This is a genomic window from Bacteroidia bacterium, from assembly GCA_020852255.1.
Classification (GTDB): Bacteria; Bacteroidota; Bacteroidia; order JADZBD01; family JADZBD01; genus JADZBD01.
Map to the genome: position 1 here is coordinate 536,494 of JADZBD010000002.1, position 22,756 is coordinate 559,249.

Consider the following 22,756-nt stretch of genomic DNA (forward strand, 5'->3'; position numbering starts at 1 on the left):
CTACCTTTGCCCGAAATATTTCTGACATGACCATTGAAAAAGACAAAGTAGTTTCTGTATCCTATACTTTATCCTCTCGCCGGACCACATCAGAACCGGAAAATATTGTAGAACGTACCGAGGAAGGACATCCCTTCACCTTCCTTTTCGGTCATGGCGGGATCATAGAAGGATTTGAAAACAACCTGAAAGGGAAAAAGGTTGGTGATACTTTTGATTTTCATATTGAACCCGCTAATGCATACGGAGAATTCGATGAAAAGTATCTCATCCCCGTACCCATTGAAGCGTTCAAGAATGAGAAGGGTGAGGTAGACCGTTCAGTGCTGACCGTTGGGAAAACGCTTCCCATGATGGACAACCACGGAAATCATCTTCAGGGAATCATTAAGGAAGTAAAACTGGAAAGCGTTACGATGGATTTCAATCATCCGATGGCTGGACTGGAATTACATTTTATAGGTGAAGTTCTGGAGATCCGGGCTGCCAGTCCGGACGAGCTGAGTCATGGCCACGTACACGGACCCGGCGGTCACCATCATTAGAACGCCCAGCGTACACTTACCGCTCCGTCCCAGAACCGGAATCCCTTATTCACCAGATCAAAAAAAGGTTTAACATCCAGGCTCCAGTTCAGCGGCGTTCCTGACTCGTGAAAATCCAATCCGAGGATCATATCAATTCCGACATTGTATACATTCTCGGCATAAAGTATCTGTTCCCTGGTTTTATAATATCCACTGGTGTAATATGCGAGGTGCACACCGCCTCCGTAAAAAACAGCCGCGCTATTGGAACGCAAAATATTATAGTTATGTCTTTCGTATAAGGCCGTTAGCCCTGCTCCTTTCTCCTGCCACTGCCAGGCGAGGATACCTTCAAAAACGTCTCTCTGGGAAAAGAAGAACTTACAAGAAGGCCCGACCCCGAAACCAATTCTGGCTCCAACAGCCGTAGTGTAGGGCTGGGCGTGCAGGCAGAAAACTGCACCCATAAAGAACAAGAACAATAATCTCTTCAACTTCTACTTTTTAGCGTTAGCCAGAAGATATTCACGGTTCATCCGTGCAATATTTTCCAGAGAAATACCCTTCGGACATTCTGCTTCGCAGCTTCCGGTGTTCGTACAGTTCCCAAAACCCTCCTCGTCCATCACCTTCACCATATTCAGTACCCTGTCTTCTCTCTCTACTGCACCTTGCGGAAGCAGTGCAAGCTGTGAAACTTTGGCCGACACAAAAAGCATGGCCGAGGCATTTTTACAAGAAGCCACACAGGCGCCGCAACCGATGCAGGCGGCAGCAGAAAATGCATTGTCCGCATCCTGTTTGGGTACCGGAATAGTGTTGGCATCCTGGGCATTTCCTGTGTTGATTGAAACAAAACCGCCCGCTGAGATGATCTTATCAAATGGTGTACGGTCTACTACCAGGTCCTTTATCACGGGAAAGGGGCTGGCTCTCCAGGGTTCCACTACTATTGTTTCGCCGTCGGAGAAATGGCGCATATGAAGCTGGCAGGTGGTGGTTCCGCTCTGCGGTCCGTGCGCTCTTCCGTTGATATACATACTGCACATACCACAGATTCCCTCCCGGCAGTCGTGGTCAAATGCAACGGGCTCCTGTCCTTTGGCAATGAGGTCCTCATTGAGTACATCGAACATTTCCAGAAAGGACATATCCGGAGAAATATCTTTAAGGTTATAGGTGACAAAATTTCCGGCTTCCTTGCTGTTTTTCTGTCTCCAGACTTTCAGTGTAAGATTCATACGCTCATCTCCTTTTTTGTTTATTTATAACTACGCTGGCTGGGCTTCACCACCTCGTACTTTAATTCTTCCTTATGCATTTCCCACTGGTTACCCGGCTTATATTCCCAGGCGGAAACATACATAAACTTGTCATCCTCACGTTGGGCTTCTCCCTCTTCCGTCTGATGTTCTTCCCTGAAGTGCCCACCACAGGATTCGGCACGGTTCAGAGCATCATAACACATAAGTTCTCCGAGTTCCATAAAATCGGCTACACGCCCGGCCTTTTCAAGTTCAGGATTGAATTCATTAACGGTACCGGGTATACGCACCTCTCTCCAGAATTCCTCTCGCAGAGCGCGGATCTCATCGATGGCCTGTTTGAGTCCGGCATCGTTACGTGCCATGCCGCACTTGTCCCACATGATCTTTCCCAACTTCTTGTGGAAGTGATCTACTGATTTTGAACCTTTGATATTGATAAAATGTTCCAGTTGAGCCTGCACAGCCTTTTCTGCTTCCACGAAGGCTTCATGATCGGTTGAAATTGCTTTGGTAGCAATTTCCTTGCTCAGGTAGCTTCCGATGGTATAAGGGATTACGAAATAACCGTCGGCCAGTCCCTGCATCAGTGCCGAGGCTCCCAGGCGGTTTGCGCCGTGATCGGAAAAATTCGCTTCACCAAGTGCATACAGTCCGGGAACGGTTGTCATCAGCTCATAATCTACCCACAGACCTCCCATCGTGTAATGCACGGCAGGATAGATACGCATGGGCATTTCATAGGGATTTTCCCCTGTAATCTTCTCATACATCTCGAAGAGGTTCCCGTATTTCTCCTCCACCACCTTTTTGCCCAGAGAGATGATCTGCTCATTGGAAGCATTGTGCAATCCCAACTGATTGGCTTTTACTTTCCCGTAGCGCTCAATAGCAGAAGCGAAATCGAGGTACACGGCCATTTTGGAGGTACCTACACCATAACCTGCATCGCAGCGTTCTTTGGCAGCGCGGGAAGCTACATCACGGGGTACCAGATTACCGAAGGCGGGATACCTCCGCTCCAGATAATAATCTCTCTCCTCTTCAGGTATCTGCTTGGCAGGACGGGTCTCACCCTGTTTTTTGGGTACCCATATCCTTCCGTCGTTTCGCAGGGATTCCGACATCAATGTTAATTTCGACTGGTGATCACCGGAGACAGGGATGCAGGTGGGATGGATCTGTGTAAAGCAGGGGTTTCCAAAAAATGCTCCCTTTTTATGCGCTTTCCACGCTGCTGTTGCATTACTTCCCATTGCATTGGTAGAAAGAAAGAATACATTACCATAACCACCCGTGCAGAGGAGCACTGCGTGTCCGAAATGTCTTTCGAGTTTGCCGCTTACAAGGTCACGGGCGATAATACCCCGGCACTTTCCGTCAATATTCACCACATCCAGCATTTCATGACGGGTGTACATTTTTACCGTTCCCTTTCCCACCTGACGTTGAAGAGCGGAGTACGCGCCCAGCAAGAGTTGCTGCCCGGTTTGCCCGGCTGCATAAAATGTGCGCTGCACCTGTGTGCCGCCGAAGGAGCGGTTATCGAGCAACCCGCCGTACTCCCGTGCAAAAGGTACCCCTTGCGCCACACACTGGTCTATGATACTGGCACTAACTTCCGCAAGACGATGAACATTGCCTTCTCGGGCACGGTAGTCGCCACCCTTGATGGTATCATAGAAAAGACGATACACCGAATCGCCATCGTTCTGGTAATTTTTCGCGGCATTAATCCCGCCCTGCGCGGCGATGGAGTGTGCACGTCTGGCAGAATCCTGGAAACAAAAGCATTTTACAGAATAACCCATTTCCGCCAGGGACGCGGCGGCAGACGCACCTGCCAGTCCTGATCCCACTACAATAACCTGCAGGTTACGCTTATTGGCAGGATTCACGAGGGGAACGGTAGAGCGGTACTTTGACCACTTCGTTTCGAGCGGACCTTCAGGGATCTTGGAATTTAAAGCCGACATAATAATTGGATTGAATAGTTAACTGTTCAGAATATCAAAGGTTCCAGTTCAGCAGATCGAACCCGGCCAGGTGCGAGAGGTAGAACAAGATGGGAAAGGAAGCGAAACCAAGACCCACCAGGCCAAAGGCGAAAAAGCTTCCGGCGGTTTTAAGAACCGGCGAATACTTCTTATTGTTCACTCCCAGTGACTGAAACGCGCTCTGGAATCCGTGGTTCAGGTGAAAAGAGAGGAAAAGAATAGAAATCGTGTACAGCAATGCGTACCAGGGGTTACTCATAGCCTCTGCCACCTCCTGCGCTACCGTTTCTGCGGCACCCGGGCCTACTTCACCTGTGATGCGATAAGGAACAAAAAAGTTATACATATGAACCACGATGAAAAAAAAGATCACACTTCCGGTAATTCCCATGTTCCGCGAGAACCAACTTGAAGTTTGCGCGGTTCCAGAAACTAAGTAACCAACAGGCCGTGCTTTCGCATTCTGCCGGGTCAACTGGATGGCCTGCCACACATGGGTAAGAATAGCGGCGAAAAGAACTACCTCAACAATCCGGATGATGAGGCTGTGTACCATATTATGCGATGCCTCATTGAAAGCCTCCCCCCCGTCGCCGGCAAAAAGCAGAAGATTCGTGTAGAGATGTTCGACTAAAAAAAGGCAAAGGAAAAGACCTGTGCAGGCCATGATCACCTTCTGGCCCAGCGATGAAGAAAGAAACTTGTTCATAAGGAGCAAATTGATTGGCGTACAAATGTATGTACCGGGGTTAATAATGCAAAAGGAAAGCAGCGGGAAGATGTGAACTTACAATTACCTGTATTTCAGGTTGTTACAAAATAAAACGCCCCCTCCAAGAAGCTTATGGGGGGGGACGTGGTGGTGATGGAGGGAATCGAACCCCCGACACAAGGATTTTCAGTCCTTTGCTCTACCAACTGAGCTACATCACCGAATTTCGGGTCGCAAACCTAGCCTTTTTTTGGGTATTGGCAAAACGGGGAATAATACTTTCCTGAGGCTTCGTACATTTATTATATGCTCATTCGTCTTGCAATTTTCCTTCTACTTTTCCTTCTTTTAGATGCCTGCGGCGAGCAAAATGAAGGCACTAAGATTTTCCTTTATCCCGGAACGAAGAAAGTGCAAACAATTGTTCAATATGAAGACGGGAGAAGAAACGGGGCCCATAAGGAATATTACAAGAGCGGGCAGCTCAAGATGATTCGGTATTATGTGAATGACACGCTGCGTGATTCTACAATCTGGTACTACGAAAACGGGAATTTGCAGACCATCCAGATCCTGATCAGGGGAAAAAAAGAAAGGTGCTGGAAGAATTATAATAAATCAGGACAAGTAATTTCCGAATCTCATTATGAGGATGACCGACTCCATGGTGAAGTAGTTAAATATTCCTATAAATCGCGGAAGGTGCTGAAACGCTACAGGTACCAGCGGGGGCGCCTGGACGGGAAGCAGGAAGTGTTCTACAATAACGGCACTAAGAAAAGTGTAACGTACTATAAAGCAGGACAACCTCTTCCGGGTACGGAAGAATGGGACGGTGCCGGGAATCCCATCAACAATAGTTTCAAAATTTATGTTCAGGAACAAAACAGGGTTAAAATGGAGAACAAACTTCGTTTTCTACTACGGCTTGAGAATCCACAGGAGTCGGATGAAGTTTACCGTGTACAGTACAACCCGAATAATAAACAGGAGTGGAGGTCAAAAGTTCTCTTGCGAAATGGCTTCTATGAACTGGAATTTTCTGTTTTCCCCGGGGATTACGTGATGGAAAATGTTAAAATTGAAGCAACCCGAAAGTCCGGGATGGGCAACACCCTATTCAGCAGCACCAGTTTTAACGCCGCGGCAAACAATTATTAATTCAAAACTCCCTCAGCCGCTGCTGAAGTCCGAAATTTCCTGGAGCGTAGATCAATCCAGTCTGGAGCAACTGCTTCGCCCTTTTATAGTTTCCCTTTTTATAATATGCGGAGGCGCCTACAGAATAAGCACGTTCCACTAAGAACGGCTTGTAAATACTTTCCGGAATCTTCCTGCACAACTCTTCGAATTTCGCCAGGTGCATTTCTCCTTCAGAAATATTATTAAGAGCGAAACTCTTGAATGCAAGATCCAGCAGGCAGTCGGCCCTGAATCCGCTGAATCTGTTATTGGAATTCATGAATGGAAATAAATTACTGAACTCTTCACTAAGTTTCAGAAGTTCACCGGAATCCTCCGTAATGCCGGTTAATTGATCAAAGTACTCATAGACCAGGCCATGCAATTGGGTATTGGCCGGGTTTGCATCGCAGGCTGCTTTCAGATGACCAGTAATGTATGATTTATCCTTCGAGGTCATACTGCCGATGCGCGCTAATTCATAATGAAATACAAAATCAATTTCCTTCAGCAGGGCTGAATCCTTCAATGCCGACCGAACAAGTTTATAGGATTGCTCATACATAGCATAGTCGGAACGGTTATTGAGCTGCTCCAGGGTCATCCGGTAAAAAGCGTTCCGGATATTCTCCTCTCCCACCGCCCGGTCTCCGGCTGTAAAATACCGGCACATTATCTCCAGGTACTTCGCATCTTCCTTTCTGGTAAAATTGCAGCGGTCGAGTTCAAGTCCAAGCACCATTCGAAGAACCATGTTCTGCCTTTCCCTTTTGTACAGGTAAGCAGCTTTCATAAAATACTTTACGGAAGCGGTGTCTGCACCTGCCGCCGAGGCATACACACCGAAGTTATTATACTGCAAGGCGGCCAGCTGTATGAGGCTGATGTCTGATGAAGAAAAAAAGTAGCGGTTGAACACCTTGCTCACTGTAGACGTATCCAGTTCTTCGCGGACGATAAGTTTATTTAAAACCATTGCACTCACATATTTCTTCATGAATTCTTCACTTACTCCTGCGTAGCCGTTCTGCGGGCTGGTTGTTTCGATGATGATCTTTTCTTTATCCGGATACGCCAGGAGGTACACATGCTCCGGGGCTTCGTATATTTTATATGGGATACCCAGTTTTGAAAAAACAATTGCATACAATGCCGAGGCCGATACACAATTGTATGCTCCTTTTTCAAGCAGGGCGGAAAAAGAATTTTCCAGGCTGTACACCTTTAAAAAGGTGTTATGTACGTGCTGATAGACGTATTTGATCTTCTTTTTCGGCGATCGCCCGGACAGCTCCTTTTCCATTTCCCGGACACATTCATTAATTCTTTCTGTTGCGATACCCAGCGGATAACTTTTCCCGTCTGCATAAGGAGTCAGCAGAAAGGCGAGTATTTTCATTGGGTCGGTGCTGCCTGCATGATCACGAAAAAGTTCACGTTCGGCATCGTCGCGAAAGCTCAGATCAGAAAATCGAACGATCTGTTCGTCGGTACCTGAAAACAGGGGCAGAAAACAGGCACTAGTCAACAACAGAAAAAACAGCGTTCTTAGCATATAGCAACAGCCGGCATTACGTTCAACTGCTAAAATAATGCGATTTCGGCTGGTACCTACTCTTCCACTTCAAATTCCTGTGATACAGTAACCCCGTAATCATCTACCAGAGTGATGATATGACTACCTGGTCCGGGGGCTATTTCCATCTGATGAAATTCCCTGGTACTGCCAAGGAACTGATCATCCAGGTGCCAGTGCACCACGGCATCGCTGCGGCGATGTACCACCTCAAATACTGTTCTCCCCAGGCTGCCGTCTTGTGTAACCGGCACCTTAATCCTGCTCCCTTTTTTGGGATACACCACATACATATTGTTCTCCTGCTGCCGGCTCACGCAAGTGGGAAGGAAGCGCGGCAGGGTTTCGTAGGAAGGATGTTTATACTTATAATACTTCTCCATCAGCGGGGGAAGAACGAAAAATACTTTGTGCTTCATTTTATCAACATCCTCGCATTCGCTGTCGGCCCGGTACCTTCCCGTACGGTCGAGGTGAATTAACTGATGATAGGGACAAGCCGTAGTTCTCAGACAAGTGCGTGGTACCTCGGCATAGTCCACCGTTTCGCAATATTCTGATGCACGGTGTCCGCTCTGGCGGCAGATCCTCACCTTATCCATATTTCTTTCAGGTTTGCGGAACCATCCATGCCTTGGCAATCCGGAAAAAACATCAAATAGCAGCGGCGCCGCAGCCTGGATACCGGTGATACCGGGTCTGCCTTCACCATCGGCATTCCCGACCCACACACCCACCACGTAACCGGGTGTTATCCCCACGGCCCAGCCGTCGCGGAACCCGAAACTGGTGCCGGTTTTCCAGGCTACTTTGCTGCTGGAAGAAAAAGCCTTCCAGTTCAAATCCGCTTCCGGCCTGTTCACTTCCACCATGGCATCGAAAGTGGTATAGATCACCGCCGGATCCAGCAAAGGCTTAGTCTCCTTATTTTTTACCTGTCCTGTTACATAAACATTCTCTGCCCAAACACCCGGTTGGTAGACTGGATATTGCTTTAGCGTTCTGGCCATACCCGCATAAATGGTGACCAGGTCCCATAGGCTGGCTTCCGCTCCACCGAGGATCAGAGAAAGTCCATATTCATCCGGGCTTCGGTGTAAGGTGGTCATGCCCAGATGCTGCAGGCGCCGTTGAAACTTTTCCGGACCGTAGTCACTGAGCATGCGTACAGCGGGGATATTCAGTGAACGCGACAATGCCTTGTCAGCGGAAATCGCTCCATCGTATCCGGCATTGAAATTCTTTGGTGAATATCCCCCGATATTGGTTGGCACATCCGGTACAATCATTTTCGGCATCAGTTTTCCGTCCTGCAGCATCTCGGCGTATAAAAAGGGTTTGAGAATACTGCCTGTGCTCCTCGGCGAAGTGATAATGTCCACATCCGTTCCATGTTCTCCGGTTCCGTCCTCTGTATTTCCCACATACGCCACCACCTCGCCCTTCTCAACCGAAATTACGATCACCGCAGCATTATTGATATCATTCAGCATGAGGGTACGGTGATGCCTGTCCACCAGCTCCAGCACACGCTGCTGCAACACTACATCCACTGTGGTCCGGATCACTTTACCCTTTTGCCCGTCTGCTATCGCTTTTTGAAGTAAATGTGGTGCATATTTTGGGAGAGGAAATGGTTTTTGAGGAAGAGGTTCGGCAATGGCCAGCTCATAACCTGTACTGTCAATAATTTTCGCGTCCAGCAGCCCTTTGAGTAGTCGGTTTCTCTTCTTCCATAGCTTGTCCTGATTCTTGCCGGGATAGATGAGTCCGGGTGAATTGGGCAATACAGCCAGCGTAGCGGCTTCCGCCCATGAAAGATGTTCTGCCTTTCTTCCGAAATAACGCCAGGCCGCCGCGTCCAATCCTACCACATTCCCGCCGAAAGGAGCATGAGAAACATACATCGCGAGAATCTCCTCCTTACTGTAGCGCATTTCCATTCTCAAAGCCCACAGCATTTCCACTCCCTTTTCCCAAAGATTTCTCGAACGGTTGCCGCGCACAATACGTGCCAGCTGCATGGTAAGCGTACTTCCTCCGCTGACAATTCTTCCTGCGGAGATATTCTGCCTGGCCGCCCGTCCAAGAGAGCGCAGGCTGATGCCGGGATGATCAAAAAAATTACGATCCTCAAACCGGATAATACATTCCCTGAACTTCACCGGCACTTCCGGATTTTCCGGAAAACGCCACTGTCCGTCGTCCGCGATTTTTGCCGAAAGTAAATTCCCTTCCCTGTCTAACAAAATAGTGCATGTGGGGGAAGTAAACAGACGTTCCGGAAGACAATGATAGAACCAGAAGGAAAAAATCAAACCAATGACCAGTATAGGATATTTCCATTTCCATATCCACCGGCCTGTATTTCGAAAAAAATTTCTCATTGACCTTACAAAGTTAATCAGAACCGGCAGGCTCATACCCGTTGATGAGCGAACGGAAAACACGGACTATCAAGCGTTTTGTATCTTTGATTAAGCGCCGGAATTCAGAAAATGCGGATCTCGCAACTCATATACATCCTACTGCTGTTCAGTAGTTTACAACTCACGGCACAGCAGTACAATTTTTCACGTTTATCCCTGGAGGATGGGTTGGCGCAAAGCCAGGTTTGGACGATGCTGCATGACCGGCGCGGTCAGGTATGGATGGGCACACGGGGAGGCGGAATTTCCGTGTATAACGGAATGGGTTTTAAAACATACACCCGCAACGACGGACTTCCCAACAACCATATCTGGAGCATTGCAGAGGACAGTGAAGGCAATATATGGGCAGGTACGGATGAAGGGCTGGTACGTTTCAATGGACTCTATTTCGAGAAAATAAATCCGACCGCCGCAGATCTTATCAAAGAGATCCAGTCACTGGCATTTGATGCCGGCGGAACACTCTGGATCGGTACCGTGAATTCCCTGGTTCTGTTCAACGGGACCAGCTTCCGCGTGATCCGGGATGAAAACGGGAAGGATTTGAAAAATGTTTCCAGTATCCTTCACACAGAAGAAGGCGCGCACTGGGTGGGAACATCGGACGGTTTGTACGAATGCAGCAACACCGGTGTAAAAAAAAGGTACGGTAAAAAAGAAGGACTCCTGGATTCACAGATCCAATCGCTCTGCGCAGATGCGAAGGGAAATATATGGATAGGAACCTACGGCGGGGGGGTGTACATTTTCAATGGTAAACGCATTTATCGACCTGAAGACGCGCATGGGCTGCGTTCCAGGATCGTGCATCATCTTTTCTTTGATTCAAAAAAAACGGTTTGGATATCCACCCAGGAAGACGGTCTATTTCGGTTCAACCCTGCTGACAGCAGCATTTTGCATCTGACACAGAAGGATGGACTGAGCGTTGATCACGTGAGGGTTACCAGTGAAGACCGATGGGGAAATTACTGGATAGGAACCTCGGGCGGCGGGGTGAATAAATACAGTGGTCAGAAATTCATCCGATACGACCAGGGAAACGGGTTACCTGACAAATTCACAGGATCCGTACTGATGGATTCCGAAGGACGGGTATGGACCGGTGCAGGAAGTAAAGGCATTTGCGTTCTGGACAGCGGCCTATTCAGAAATTTTTCCTCTCAGAATTCCTTCAAAGATGTGAAAGTTCGTTCCATTCTGGAGGGACCCGGTAAGCATATTTGGTTAGGAACGGAGGGGAATGGCATTTTCATTCACGATTCAGGCACATTTATTCCCGTGCGGGAGCTCAATGGCAAGTTCATCAAAGACATGCTGATGGACGACAGTTCCCGCGTGTGGGTAGCTACAGCCGGGGGTGGGATATTTATCCTAACCACAGACTCTACCCATATGATGGTGGAAGAATTTCAGACAATTACCACACGAAAGGGGCTTCCAACTAACCGGATCAATGCTCTGCACCTCGACCGCAAAGGAAGGATTTGGTTTGCCACGGACCAGCACGGTGCCGGTTATATCCGTAACGATTCGGTATCGCTTATTTACGACCGTAGCAATGGATTATCGTATGACGAAATTAATTGCATTTCAGAAGACAAATACGGGAACATCTGGCTGGGAACATCTGAGAAAGGTATCAATATCGTACCGGAGGATGGGAATACGGACGGCATAGATACTATTGACCTGAATGACGGACTGACAGGATCCAATGTGTATTTTCTGGTGCCGGACACCAGCGGCAATATGTACGTTGGCGCCGGCCGCGGGGTAGATTATCTCATCATGTCCCCTTCCGGAAAGATCACTTCGATCCGTCATTTAAAATTCGGCGAAGGACCCTCCGGAGTTGAAGCTTCGCTCAATGCTGCAATCCTGGACACGAAACAGAATCTGTGGTTCGGCACAGGAACCGGCCTTATATGTTATTTTCCAAACAGTAGCATAAAGAATACGGTTGCGCCTGTTCTGGCTGTCACAGGAATTCAGATTTTTTATAAGCCCGTGATGGAGACCCGTTTCGCCGGCCGCCTGGGAAGCTGGTTTACTCCAGGCCTCCATTTGATTTTAAATCCCGATGAGAATCATGTAGGATTTGAATTCTTCGCCGTGAATATGCCTGCACCGGAGGCGGTAATGTATTCCTGGATTCTGGAAGGCATGGAAAAAAAATGGTCGCCGTACACACATAACCGGAACGTTACCTATTCTAACCTTCCTCCCGGCGACTACACATTCCGCCTGAAAGCGGTGAACGAAGAAGGTATTGAATCGGAGGAATTACAAAGTATTTCATTCACAGTGCTTCCCCCGTTTTGGAGAACCTGGTGGTTCATTGCACTGATCACCGGATCAGGAGCAGGCGTTATTGCGCTGGTATTTTACCTGCGGCTGTCTGTAGTAAAACGCCGCTCGGAATTATTGAGAAAGCAGCTGGAAATGGAAAAGAACACGCTGGAATTGGAGCAGAAAGCGTTGCGTTTGCAGATGAATCCACATTTCATCTTTAATGCTCTGAACTCGATTCAGTCTTTGATTTCGCAAAAGGACGAAAAGACGGCACGACTCTATCTGGCAAAATTCTCCAAACTGATGCGAATGATTCTGGATAATTCCAGGCAGAGCAGTATTTCGTTGCTGACTGAAATACAGACTTTAGAGCATTACCTGTCCATTGAAAAATTCTGTTCAGACGACAAATTCGAATATTCGATCCGTTGCGACGAACACATTCCGAAGGACGAGATTTATATTCCACCGATGTTACTTCAGCCGTTCGTGGAAAATGCGGTGATTCACGGAATTCGTTATCTGGACCGGCCGGGTAAAATTACGATCACCTTTTCGCTGGACGGTCCGATTCTTGAATGCCGCATCAGCGACAATGGAGTAGGCAGAACAAAAGCCATAGAGATTCGTTCGCAGCAGGCCGAGCATCATAAATCAACCGCGCTTATTGTAACACAGGAGCGCCTCGATTTACTGAATCAAAATTCCGGCGTCCAATCACTGGAGATCAATGATCTCACCGAAAACGGAAAACCTACAGGCACCTGCATCGTCATTCGTATTAAACAATAAAGCTTTAATCATTTTGGACTGCCGCTGAACAACGCATGGAAATTCTCTTTCGCACTAAAATTCGTTAGATACTATCCGGATTTAATCAAATGACCAGCTTTGAGCTGGATACGGTTATTTCTCAAGCAGAAAGGACCCGTAAATTTCCTACTTTTGCCTCATGCCTTCCGCCATTATTGTTGACGATGTAGAAAAAGCCCGCACCACCCTCCGCAGAGATCTTGAGGAGTATTGCCCTGATGTGAAGGTACTCGGGGAAGCAGGTGGAGTGAGGGAGGCAATGGCCTTACTGAAAAAATGTGATCCCGATATCGTTTTCCTTGACATTCAAATGCAGGACGGTGACGGATTTGATGTCTTGGAACAAACTTCAGAGAAGAATTTCAAAGTGATTTTTACAACTGCCTCTGATGCCCACGCCATCAAGGCATTTAAATTTTCCGCCGTGGATTACCTGCTAAAGCCGGTAGATCCGGAAGAACTTCAGAAAGCGGTCAGAAAAGTAAAAGACCAGGGGAACAAATCAGACAGTTCAATGCAGTTACTGGCAGAAGCATTAAAGAATATTAAGAAGAAACATACCCGGATCGCCATTCATACATCTGAAAAGGTACACATGCTGGAACTGGATGACATCATCCGGATAGAAGCGGACGGTAATTACAGCCGCTTTTTTTTGACGGGTGGGAAATCGCACCTGGTAACAAAAACACTAAAAGAATACGATGACTTACTGTCCGACAGCGGATTTTTCAGAGTGCACCAAAGCCATCTCGTTAACACCAGACACATCAAAGAATTTATTAAAGCGGACGGCGGCTATCTGTTAATGACTGATAAAAGCCATGTTTCCGTCTCCACGCGTAAAAAAGCGGAGGTGATGGAAATGCTCGAGCAGCTGTAAACCTTTTTAGCGTTGAATACTGAACCGTAAGACGGTTTCTCCACTCTCGCCCTGCAGCCTTAACAGATACATGCCGCAGGCAAACTCCGCTACTGAAATCGTCTCCCTCATTTCACCCGATACATTTCCCAGCGACCGGCTCCACAGTGCGCGGCCGGAAACATCCGTGATCTGAACATTCATCTGCTGGGCCATTCCCGTGCTAAAGTGCATAATGAAACTTCCGTTATTGGGATTCGGATAAAGTCCCGCGGAAAATGGGTCGCCATATTCGGTTATTCCCACATTGATCACTATGCTGGTATCCGAAGATGTAAAACATCCCAGGTTATCAATGATCTCAACGTAAAACGTGTCATTTTGCACGGGCATATACGTCTGCTGTGTTGCACCGGGAATAAGAACGGATGGGTACAACGAATACCACTGGTAATAGTAGCCGGCCTGATTACACGTGAGAATTCCGGTAATAGAATTATACGAAACAGTTGGAACAGGTGGATTCGCATTCACAGTAATGCTTACGGAATCAAGATTAGTACATCCGTTGCCATCGGTTCCTACTACGGTGTACGTTGTATTGGTCACGGGACCTGCTACCGGATTGGCGATGCTGGGATTGCTCAATGTTCCGGAAGGACTCCACAAATAAGATTGTGCCCCGGTGGCATTCAGGGGAGCATTCTGAGAAAGGCAGATTGAATCATCCAGACCCGCAAACACACTCGGCAGCGGATTTACGGTAACCATTTGTGTGCTTTGAGCCGCACAGGTATTGGTATCCGTAATGGTAAGTGTATAGGTGTTTGATGAGGTAACGTTTATAGACTGTGTGGTTTGACCTCCGGGCGCCCAGAGGTAATTGAAATTCGCAGGGCCACTGAGTGTTACACTTCCGCCGGCACAAAACGTTGTGGGGCCGTTGGGGGTAATACTTGGTCCGGGCAACGGAAAAACGGTAATGGTGAGTGTGTCGGAATCAGTGCAGCCGTTGGCATTGGTTATGGTAACCACATAGGTGGTGGTAACGGTAGGATTTGCGATCGGATTGGCAATAGTGGTATTACTCAATCCGGATGCCGGACTCCAGCTATATGCTGTGGCTCCCGGAGCAGATGCATTCAGTTGAACGGAAGCATTAAGACAAATGGAATCATCGGCTCCGGCCGATGCCAGCAGCTGGCAATACTTTATAGTGATGAAATCGCTGCCGCTTCCGGTGCCGGTAGTCTGGCCCGTAACGTATACGTTTTCCTGGGCATCAATGGCAATATCAAAATTAAGATCGGCCCCGTTTCCGGCGCCATTGAAACGCGTTCCCCATACAACAGAGCCGTTTCCGGTTTGCAGCTTAAGGGTATACAAATCATTCAGGGTGGTTCCGAAATTGGTGGCACCTCCCACATAGAGGAAAGTACCGGCAGGATTCAGCACCAGTGATTTTGCCTCGTCAAAATAATTGGAAAATCCGCTGTAAACCGTATTCCATTGCAATGCACCTGCGTTGTCATACTTCAGCACTACGAGGTCCTCGTTGGTCGTGCTGTTCTTTGCTTTTCCCCCCACATAACAATTGCCGGCAGCATCCACTACAATGTCGTTCCCACGGTCCAGCTCTGCAGCTGTTCCTCCGTAGCGCATGGCCCACTGTTGGGTGCCTGAACTGTTCACCATAATGGTGGCTATGTCATAATCAATAATCACCGTGTTGCGGCTGTAACCTGTGATGTAAACGTTACCGGTGAGGTTATCAACAGTAAGAGCGGTTGCCTCATCATCATTGTTACCTGTACCATTATAGCGGTGAGGAGTGCCCCACAAAGCGGTTCCTGCAGCATCGTATTTCAGGGTGGCGTAATCCAGACCTGATCCGGATCCTGTACTGAGTCCGGTTACGTATATATTGTTGGTGTTATCTATATACATGGCGCGGGCTTTGTCGATATTGGCTCCTGTAAAGGAGTAAAGACGAATCCATTGCTGGGTTCCCGCCGAATCGTATTTCACCGTACCATAATCTTCACCCGTACCGGTTGAATTCGTTCCGCCGGTCACATACACATTCGCGCCGGCATCTACCTGTATATCATAGGGATCATCCGTGGAATTCGCCGTTCCGTTAAAATACCTGGCCCAAACCTGTCCGCCTGTAGCACCGTTATATTTAATAGTCACATAATCATAATTGGTTGCGTAGCTCCATCCCACCACATACACGTTACCCGCCGCATCCAGTGCAATACCTCTTCCCTCGTCGAGTCCGTTCCCGGATCCATTAAACGTGGAAATCCACTGCTGAACACCTGCGGAATTGTACTTTATGGTCACAATATCGAAGTTGCTGGTGCCCCTCCCAATCCCTGTCACATACACATTTCCGCTGCCGTCCATCACCATTTCTACAGAACGGTCAATATTATTGCCTGTGGAGGTGTAGGTCTGGCTCCACAGTATACTCACCTGCGATGCGCAAGTCATTGAAATACAGACACTAAGAACAAGGGGTAGAATCCTCTTCATATGGAATCCGGTTTAAGGGTACCAAATATACTAATAATATGAAATTCCGTCATTTATAGACGCCATCTGTGTGAATTCCGTTGCCTTACGGCATCCTTTTTGGAAAGTACCCGTACATTTAATCATTCACAGAAGCGCTATGTTTAAGACAAGAACCACCCGGGTTACGGCAGCCATATCTGCCCTATTTCTTTTTTCCGCCGCGTATATTTTCAACGGTTCGGAGGTTCGTGATCAGGTGATGCTGAACCTGGTGACCAGCAGTTTGAACTCGGTTCATTACTCCCCGAAGAATTATTCGGATGATTTTTCAGAGAAGCTGTTCGACATGTATCTGGAGCGGTTGGATTACAGTAAGAAATTTCTGTTGCAGGAAGATGTGCATCAATTGAAAAAGTACCGGCTGTTACTGGACGATGAACTGAAAGCAGGCACCGTAAATTTTTTTGATCAATCACATACGCTCATGCAAAATCGCGTGAAGCAGTCGGAAGTGTATTATAAAGAGGCGTTGGAAAAGCCGTTTTCCTTTAACGGGGATGACGCGATTGAAACAGATCCCAAAAAACTACTCTATCCGGAAACCACCGCACAAATGAAAGCCGCCTGGTACACGGCCATGAAGTACCAGGTGATGCTGCGCCTGGCGCAAATGATTGAAGACGAAGAAAAAAAAGACAGCACAAAAAAGTTTGATCTTAATTCGCCTCGTTTTGCGGAGCTTGAGAAAGAAGCACGGGAGAAGGTAGGAAAAACCAATGCCGATTACTTTTCCCGTCTGATGAAGATTAACCGGTACGACCGGTATTATATTTACCTCAACTGTATCGCCAATCTTTATGATCCACATACAGAGTTTTTCCCGCCCAAGGACAAGAAGAATTTTGACATCCAGATGAGCGGACAGCTGGAAGGGATCGGCGCCCAGCTAAATGAGCGTGACGGGGCAATTAAGGTTGCCAGTATTGTGCCGGGAAGTCCTTCCTGGAAACAGGGACAACTGAAGGCGGGTGATATTATAACCAAAGTGGCACAGGGCGCGAACGAGCCGGTAGATATAACGGCGATGCGGCTGGATGACGCGATTGAACTGATCCGCGGAAAAAAAGGAACGGAAGTGCGGCTCACGGTTAAAAAACCTGATGGCAGTATTCTCGTGATTCCCATTATCCGTGATGTTGTAGTACTCGAGGAAACCTATGCCCGGTCTGCAGTGATCGAACAAGGAAATAAAAAAATTGGTTTTATACACCTGCCCGGTTTCTACGCCGATTTCACCAAGGCGAACGGACGCAACTGCTCGAAGGATATGAAATTGGAACTGGAAAAACTGAGCAAAGACAAAGTAGACGGGATTGTGATTGACCTTCGAAATAACGGCGGAGGTTCATTGCAGGATGTGATCCGCATTATGGGATACCTGATTCCTAAAGGACCGGTAGTGCAGGTGATGCAGAGAGATAAAAAGATTCCCCAGGTATACGGCGATGATGATCCGAATGTAATCTACAGCGGTCCGCTGGCCATTATGGTAAACGAGAATTCTGCCTCCGCCTCAGAGATTCTGGCGGCAGCCGTGCAGGATTATGGAAGGGGAGTGATCATCGGAAGCAAGAGTACGTTCGGCAAAGGAACTGTACAGCAATTTGTGAATCTGGATGAATATCTTCTTCCGCAGTTCGACAGTATAGCGCCTGTTGGTGCGGTGAAACTGACGATACAGAAATTCTACCGTGTAAACGGCGGCAGCACACAGCTGAAGGGGGTTGAACCCGACATTGTATTACCGGATGTTTATAAGTACATCACCGACGGAGAAAAAGACATGGAATATCCATTGTCATGGGACGAAGTACGAAAGGCAGACTACTCCCGATGGAATGCTTCCCCGAACATACAGCAACTCCGTACGAAAAGTGATGCGCGGGTAAAAGATGAACCCCGTTTCCGGCTCATCGGAGAGTGGGCTGAACAGCTCAAAAAAGAAAGGGATATAACCAGGTACTCGCTTAACCTTGCGCAGTATCTGAAGGAGCGCAAAATGGAAAAGGAGCAGAACAAGAAATACGATAAGATCACGGAAGAAAAAGAAATGAAGATTTCCTATGCGTCGGCCGACCGCTTACTCATTGAGAGCGATTCAACGAAGAACGACCGGCACAAGGAGTGGCATAAAAGTCTTAAAAAGGATGTATACGTATGGGAAACGCTGAACGTGCTGGGAGATTGGAAGTAGAGGTAGTCAGGGCGTGAGTTCACCACGGAGGTTCTGCCTGAGCAAGCGAACAACTTTGCGCGGCTCCTTTTCTTTTCCTAGCAGGAACATCAGCTTTGTAAGTGCGGCTTCTGTGGTCATATCCCCGCCACTCGTAACTCCGATCTTTTTCAGCCCGGCCGAAGTGGCATATTTTCCCTGAACCACGCTCCCGGCATTGCACTGAGTAATATTAAGTACAATAAGACCCCCTTTGATTGCGGCCTCCAATGCATCGAGAAACCATTTTTGCGTGCTGGCGTTTCCGGAACCGAACGTTTCGAGGATCACGGCCCTCATACCCGGCGTCTGAAGAACGGACTTCACCAGTGCAGGACCAATGCCCGGAAACACCTTCAGTATGGCCACTGAAGGATCCATGCGTGTATGCACCCTGAGTTTTCCTTTCGGCTTCTTAAGCAAAGCGGCGGTGTTGAATTTAAGATGTACGCCCGCTTCCGCGAGTTCAGGATAGTTCGGCGACTGAAAAGCGTTAAACTGCTCCGCATTGTACTTGTGCGTACGGTTACCACGGAATAATTTATACTCAAAATAAATGCATACTTCACGAATACCCGGTTTGCCTTTTGTTCCGGCCCCTGCGATCTCTATGGCGGTAACGAGGTTCTCCTTTCCGTCTGTACGCAGAATACCAATGGGCAACTGCGAACCCGTGAAGATGACCGGTTTGGCCAGTCCTTCAAGCATAAAACTCAGCGCTGAAGCGGAGAACGACATCGTATCTGATCCGTGCAGGATTACAAAACCATCGAACCGGGAATAATTTTTTCTTATTACCTCAGCCATTTCAACCCATACCGCGGGTGACATATCGGAGGAGTCCAGCGGATGCTTGAATGCATAACTCTCCAACTGCACTCCGGTTTTTTTCAGCTCAGGCACTTGTTCGCTGAGCCGTGCAAAATTAAAAGGACGCAGCTGACCGGTTCGCTGGTCCTGCATCATGCCAATGGTTCCGCCGGTATAAATGAGTAAAACTCTGGGAGGTCTGGCCATAGATACAAAGGAAGCTTTATTTCCCAAATATTTTCAGCGCATTTTCAGATGTCAGGGTCGTCACCTCCGCCGCAGTTTTCCCTGTGATCTCCGAAAGTCTTGCAACAACATGGGTTAAAAAGGCCGGCTCGTTGCGTTTACCGCGGTGGGGCACTGGTGCAAGATACGGCGCATCCGTTTCCAGCACCACGGATGCTACGCCCACCTCCCCTATCAGCTTATCCAGTCCGGAGTTCCTGAAGGTAATCACACCTCCGATTCCGAGCATAAAGCATCCCAGTTCCAGCACCCGCCTTGCCTGGTCCGCACTGCCGGAAAAGCAATGAAATATTCCCCTCATACCATCCCAGCGTTCCTCCCGGATTACCTGATAAGTTTCTTCAAACGAATTGCGGGTATGTATAACCACCGGCAGTGAATACCTTCTTGCCAGCCTCAACTGATGCCGGAACGCGTCCTTTTGCTGCTCGTAATACGTCTTATCCCAGTAAAGGTCAATGCCGATCTCTCCAACCGCGCTGAACTTTCTTTTTCCCAACCAGTACTCTACTACCTTCAGATCCTCTGCATACCGGTTGGCAACGGAACAGGGATGCAGTCCCATCATGGGAAAACAACTTTCCGGGTATTGGTCTGCCAGCATGAAGAGTGCAGGTATCGAATCCCCATCAATATTGGGCATGTAGAACCGATTGACCCCCGCCTCCATGGCACGCCGGATGATCAGGTCGCGGTCGGCATCAAATTCCGGCAAGTAAAGGTGGGTATGCGTATCTATTATCATCCGGGACGAAGATAATAAAATGGGATAAACCTATCTGTCTGTTATCCAACAAATTATAATTATCAGCGATCATCATTTGCGGAACAAAACTTGCTTTGAAATGGCTGCTTTTGGATAACTTTGTCGTCCTTAAGAAATAAAACCATCTAATAATAATAAACAACAAAACACATGAAAAAAACAATTATTTGGACTTTGGCACTTCTGATGTTCGGAAGCATCGCCATTGTCAGCTGCAGTAAGTATGAAGAAGGTCCAAAAATCAGTCTTCGCACAAGAAAGGGCCGGTTGGCCGGTGACTGGAAACTAACTGAAATGCTCGTGAACGGAACGGCTGTAAACCTGAGCGGTTCTACCTACGAATTGAAGATTGAGAAGGACGGAGGATACACCATGATCATGACGGTTCCCGTTCTCGGCACTCTAACAGATGTAGGAACCTGGGAATTCGGCGATAAGAAAGAAACCCTGATCTCAACCAACAGTACCGGCGATAAGGATACATCCACAATTGTGATGTTAAAAAACAAGATGCTGAAACTGAAGGATGAAAGTGGTGGAGATGTTACCATCACAACCTACGAGCAATAAACCACTAATGCTTTAACCAACCCCCGGGCTTCGCCTCGGGGGTTTTTTTATTTTTGTCTGTGCGTTTCCCTGTTCTGGCGGTCATCCTTGCGTTGAGTCTGTGCTCATGTAATAAATATGAGGAGGGCCCGTTTTTTTCTTTTCGGAGCAAGATCAAACGACTGGAAGGATCCTGGCAGATCATGAAGTGGACCATTGACGGAACGGAACAGGATCTGTCGCAAACTTCCTGGCGGCTGAACATTCACCGCTCGGGCAATTACGACAAATTCATCACCTACAACATTCCTCCGCTGCCCTTAACCATTGATTCTGAACAGGGATCATGGGAGTTTGATAAAAAAAAGGAAAATGTTCAGTTTACCGAATCTTCTTCGGGTATGCTCTCGCTGCAGGAGATCATTAAGCTGTACAATAAAGAACTCAAGCTGCGTTATAATGACGGGACGTCCGTTCACGTATTTGAATATTCACTCATCCAGTAAACTATGCGCACTCTTTCCCTTTCCATGCTACTTGTTCTTCTGATCTCCTTCCCAGCCTGTAAGAAGTATGAAGATGGTCCTCTTTTCAGTTTACGCAGTAAAAAAGAACGCATCGCCAATGACTGGAAGATTTCGGGATACTGGGAGAACGGGGTAAACAAGCTCACAGATTTCCAAAACACTTTCCAGGGAGCGAAATATTCACTGACAAAAAGTGAGAATTTTGTTTTTACCTATAAATTATTGGGTTTGATTGATGTAGAACAAAGCGGAACCTGGCATCTCAGCGGAGACAAAGATGCCATTCTGTTCAACCAGACAGCCCCAACTGCCGACAACTGGAGTCTCACCATTCTCCGTCTTAAGGAGCGCGAGTTATGGCTTCAGGAAACAGATTCAGGTACAGTAAAAGAATATCACTTCCTTCCTTTCTAAGGTGCCAAAATTTCTGGTCATCCGCTTCAGTTCTATTGGTGATATCGTACTCACCTCTCCGGTGGTGCGCTGTCTCTCGACACAAATTCCTGACGCAGAGATTCACTACCTTACCAAGGCGTCTTTCAGGCCGCTGACAGAACACCATCCCGCCATCCGGAAAGTGCACACGATTACGCATTCTGTAAGCGAAGTAATTCCCGCGCTTGAAGCAGAACAGTTCGATCACATAGTGGACCTGCATCACAATCTGCGGAGCTGGCAGGTTAAAAGAGCACTGCGTGTTCCTTCCACCTCCTTTCCGAAACTGAATTTTGAAAAGTGGCTGCTGGTTAATGCAGGAATTAACCGTTTACCGGATGAACACGTGGTAGACCGGTATTTCCGGACGGTAAAAGACCTCGGTGTACGAAACGACGGCAGGGGGCTGGATTTTTTCCTCGGAGAAAAAGCGGAGGAACTGCTGGCACGGGCAGGGGTTTCTTTGCCACAGGATTATATTGCAGTAGTTACGGGAGCCAAATTCGGAACCAAACAAATGCCGCCGGAACGGATGGCCGATTTGCTTCGCCGGGTGCAGGCTCCCCTTGTTTTGCTGGGAGGAACCGGTGAAAAGAAAAAAGCGGCGGAACTCAACGCCGCACTGGGTAACACAGCACAGGATCTTTCCGGAAAAACAGATCTTCTCACTTCCGCGGCCATTGTGCAGCTGGCGAGAAAAATACTGACACATGATACCGGTCTCATGCACATTGCAGCGGCATTCAAAAAGGAAATCATTTCCGTGTGGGGCAGTACTGTTCCGGCCTTCGGCATGTATCCCTATTTAAGCGGCACCGGAAAAAAAGGTGAAGGTCATTTATTCGAAGTCAAATCCCTACCGTGCCGGCCCTGTTCGAAGCTGGGATTTGAACAATGTCCAAAGGGGCATTTTCGCTGTATGTACGATCAGGATATTACTGCCATTGCCACGGCACTGAACCGCTGA

At 47.9% G+C, this 22,756-nt stretch carries 18 protein-coding genes and 1 tRNA gene; 9 read left to right on the forward strand and 10 right to left on the reverse strand.

Annotated features, from left to right (window positions below):
- The first annotated feature begins 26 nt into the window (after positions 1-26).
- Positions 27-545 (forward strand): FKBP-type peptidyl-prolyl cis-trans isomerase, encoded by a 519-nt coding sequence (locus IT233_03030; protein MCC7301594.1) that lies wholly within the window; start codon positions 27-29, stop codon positions 543-545.
- Here the strand turns inward: IT233_03030 and IT233_03035 are convergent.
- The 5 genes from IT233_03035 to IT233_03055 form a co-directional block, all read right to left on the reverse strand.
- Positions 542-994, reverse strand: coding sequence for a hypothetical protein (locus tag IT233_03035; protein MCC7301595.1), 453 nt, complete (start codon positions 992-994; stop codon positions 542-544). The genes IT233_03030 and IT233_03035 overlap by 4 nt on opposite strands.
- 30 nt (positions 995-1,024) lie before the next feature.
- Positions 1,025-1,768, reverse strand: a complete 744-nt coding sequence (locus IT233_03040; GenBank protein ID MCC7301596.1) for a succinate dehydrogenase/fumarate reductase iron-sulfur subunit — start codon at positions 1,766-1,768, stop codon at positions 1,025-1,027.
- 20 nt (positions 1,769-1,788) lie between these two features.
- Positions 1,789-3,768 carry a fumarate reductase/succinate dehydrogenase flavoprotein subunit gene (locus tag IT233_03045; GenBank protein ID MCC7301597.1) on the reverse strand — a complete coding sequence of 660 codons (1,980 nt, stop codon included), beginning with the start codon at positions 3,766-3,768 and terminating at the stop codon, positions 1,789-1,791.
- Positions 3,769-3,802: 34 nt separating this feature from the next.
- A complete protein-coding gene (locus tag IT233_03050) occupies positions 3,803-4,498 on the reverse strand; it encodes a succinate dehydrogenase cytochrome b subunit (protein MCC7301598.1) in 696 nt (231 codons plus the stop codon).
- A gap of 148 nt (positions 4,499-4,646) precedes the next feature.
- Positions 4,647-4,722: transfer RNA gene (locus tag IT233_03055), tRNA-Phe, on the reverse strand.
- Positions 4,723-4,807: 85 nt separating this feature from the next.
- Between IT233_03055 and IT233_03060 the strand changes: the two genes are divergently transcribed.
- On the forward strand, positions 4,808-5,662 hold the full coding sequence (locus IT233_03060; protein ID MCC7301599.1) for a hypothetical protein: 855 nt from the start codon (positions 4,808-4,810) through the stop codon (positions 5,660-5,662).
- A gap of 1 nt (position 5,663) precedes the next feature.
- Here IT233_03060 and IT233_03065 read toward each other — a convergent pair whose 3' ends face one another.
- Both IT233_03065 and pbpC read right to left on the reverse strand, forming a co-directional pair.
- The gene (locus tag IT233_03065; GenBank protein MCC7301600.1) at positions 5,664-7,238 is read right to left on the reverse strand and encodes a hypothetical protein; all 1,575 of its coding nucleotides are present in this window, start codon (positions 7,236-7,238) and stop codon (positions 5,664-5,666) included.
- Positions 7,239-7,294: 56 nt separating this feature from the next.
- Positions 7,295-9,646 carry a penicillin-binding protein 1C gene (gene pbpC / locus IT233_03070; protein ID MCC7301601.1) on the reverse strand — a complete coding sequence of 784 codons (2,352 nt, stop codon included), beginning with the start codon at positions 9,644-9,646 and terminating at the stop codon, positions 7,295-7,297.
- A 111-nt stretch (positions 9,647-9,757) separates the two neighbouring features.
- Here pbpC and IT233_03075 point away from each other — a divergent pair, with 111 nt between their 5' ends.
- Together IT233_03075 and IT233_03080 are read left to right on the forward strand one after the other, a co-directional pair.
- Positions 9,758-12,778 carry a histidine kinase gene (locus tag IT233_03075; GenBank protein ID MCC7301602.1) on the forward strand — a complete coding sequence of 1,007 codons (3,021 nt, stop codon included), beginning with the start codon at positions 9,758-9,760 and terminating at the stop codon, positions 12,776-12,778.
- 160 nt (positions 12,779-12,938) lie between these two features.
- Positions 12,939-13,682: a response regulator transcription factor gene (locus tag IT233_03080; protein ID MCC7301603.1), complete on the forward strand. Its 744-nt coding sequence runs from the start codon at positions 12,939-12,941 to the stop codon at positions 13,680-13,682.
- 6 nt (positions 13,683-13,688) lie between these two features.
- On the opposite strand, the gene IT233_03085 is transcribed toward IT233_03080, so the two are convergent.
- A complete protein-coding gene (locus tag IT233_03085; protein MCC7301604.1) occupies positions 13,689-16,202 on the reverse strand; it encodes an SBBP repeat-containing protein in 2,514 nt (837 codons plus the stop codon).
- A 139-nt stretch (positions 16,203-16,341) separates the two neighbouring features.
- On the opposite strand from IT233_03085, the gene IT233_03090 reads away from it, so the two are divergent.
- Positions 16,342-18,438, forward strand: coding sequence for a carboxy terminal-processing peptidase (locus tag IT233_03090; protein MCC7301605.1), 2,097 nt, complete (start codon positions 16,342-16,344; stop codon positions 18,436-18,438).
- 6 nt (positions 18,439-18,444) lie between these two features.
- Here IT233_03090 and IT233_03095 read toward each other — a convergent pair whose 3' ends face one another.
- Together IT233_03095 and IT233_03100 are read right to left on the reverse strand one after the other, a co-directional pair.
- Positions 18,445-19,473 carry a type I asparaginase gene (locus IT233_03095; GenBank protein ID MCC7301606.1) on the reverse strand — a complete coding sequence of 343 codons (1,029 nt, stop codon included), beginning with the start codon at positions 19,471-19,473 and terminating at the stop codon, positions 18,445-18,447.
- Between the two features lie 16 nt (positions 19,474-19,489).
- Entirely contained in the window at positions 19,490-20,257 is a 768-nt protein-coding gene (locus IT233_03100; GenBank protein MCC7301607.1) for a TatD family hydrolase, read from the reverse strand.
- 171 nt (positions 20,258-20,428) lie between these two features.
- Between IT233_03100 and IT233_03105 the strand changes: the two genes are divergently transcribed.
- Genes IT233_03105 through IT233_03120 form a run of 4 tightly spaced genes read left to right on the forward strand, consistent with a single transcriptional unit; the run spans position 20,429 to position 22,756 of the window.
- On the forward strand, positions 20,429-20,848 hold the full coding sequence (locus IT233_03105) for a hypothetical protein (protein MCC7301608.1): 420 nt from the start codon (positions 20,429-20,431) through the stop codon (positions 20,846-20,848).
- A 59-nt stretch (positions 20,849-20,907) separates the two neighbouring features.
- A complete protein-coding gene (locus IT233_03110) occupies positions 20,908-21,333 on the forward strand; it encodes a hypothetical protein (protein MCC7301609.1) in 426 nt (141 codons plus the stop codon).
- Positions 21,334-21,336: 3 nt separating this feature from the next.
- Positions 21,337-21,768: a hypothetical protein gene (locus tag IT233_03115; GenBank protein MCC7301610.1), complete on the forward strand. Its 432-nt coding sequence runs from the start codon at positions 21,337-21,339 to the stop codon at positions 21,766-21,768.
- A gap of 1 nt (position 21,769) precedes the next feature.
- A complete protein-coding gene (locus tag IT233_03120; GenBank protein MCC7301611.1) occupies positions 21,770-22,756 on the forward strand; it encodes a glycosyltransferase family 9 protein in 987 nt (328 codons plus the stop codon).